The sequence below is a fragment of the Blastomonas sp. UPD001 genome, assembly GCF_003426715.1.
GTDB lineage: Bacteria > Pseudomonadota > Alphaproteobacteria > Sphingomonadales > Sphingomonadaceae > Blastomonas.
The window spans coordinates 1-1,107 of record NZ_QKVT01000037.1 but is presented as its reverse complement, the minus strand read 5'-3'; the positions used below and the strand labels follow the sequence as shown (position 1 = coordinate 1,107).

Sequence of the window (1,107 nt, the reverse complement as noted above, 5' to 3'; positions counted from 1 at the left end):
GGTTGGGGCGGAGGTGGGTTGTGAGCCCGTGTGCCCGCTGGTGCTCAGCGATAGGCGGCGCGCGCGGTTATATCGTCATCGCGTCCCGGTCATCGCGCCGATGAATTGGATGTCGTCAAAACCCTTCCGACGCAGCGGCTCGGTGAGATACGCCACCGAGGCCGGCGGCCATGTCCCCACAATCTCCGCTCGCCCGAGCGATAACTGGGATGCACGAACAGGATACGCATGGGCCGCTTGCGGAGACTCGGGCGTGATGCTCCGTCAGCGTCGGAGTAAGGGGGATGCGCGATCACCAAGGTGGATTAAATCTCTTGGGGGTGCATCCCAAAAAACATAAGCGCAAAAGAAGGCAGTGACCCAGGCACACGATGCTGGAAAAAGTCATCTCTCGACAAGTAGGTGCCTTGACATCATAGCTTTTCATGCAAGGTTACACGATCTGAACTACGAGGGCCGAACTGGTATGAATGATATTGAGCCGGGTTTAGGAGAGTTGAAAACGCAAGCGAGGGCAGCGGTAGAGCCGCTGCTACATCCAACTAACGAATGGATTCACAAATAGGGTGGAGGCTCCTATTTTTCAATTTTTGCTCGGCCCTCAAAACGACTGCGAGCGATACTGGACGTCGAGCGCGAAATACTGGTTGCTGGTAATGTATATTACGAGCAGCAGGTGAGGTCGTTGGCATATGCCAAAGATCAAATAGATCAATCAAATGGAAGGTTAGAGCCAAACATCTGTATAATCATTCACTGCGATCCAAAGGGTAATTCAAAATTAAAGAAATGGGGCAGGCAACAGGGGATAGCTGTGCTGCCTATTTACGCACGCAACGGCCACGTACCTATGGGGGCCGACTTCGAGAGGGCATTATCTTTTGAGTTATTCTCACAAGATCCTTTTGATGTCACTGGACCTGTTGCCAGCGACGCTCAGTTTTTTGGGCGAAGAACAGAGGCGCAGGAGTTGGCACGTAAATTACAGGCGGGTCAAATAAGGGCTCATCTGGGAATTCGAAAAATCGGAAAAACCTCAATTATGCATAGGGTGCTGCGTGAGGTCGAGGAGAATTATATTTGCAACACAATATTTATTGATTGTCA

The 1,107-nt window shown here is 51.4% G+C and carries 1 protein-coding gene; it reads left to right on the top strand.

Annotation, left to right across the window (positions count from 1 at the left end):
• Positions 1 to 685 precede the first annotated feature (685 nt).
• Positions 686 to 1,107: hypothetical protein (locus tag DM995_RS21405; RefSeq protein WP_198669476.1), on the top strand; the 422-nt coding region annotated here is incomplete at its 3' end.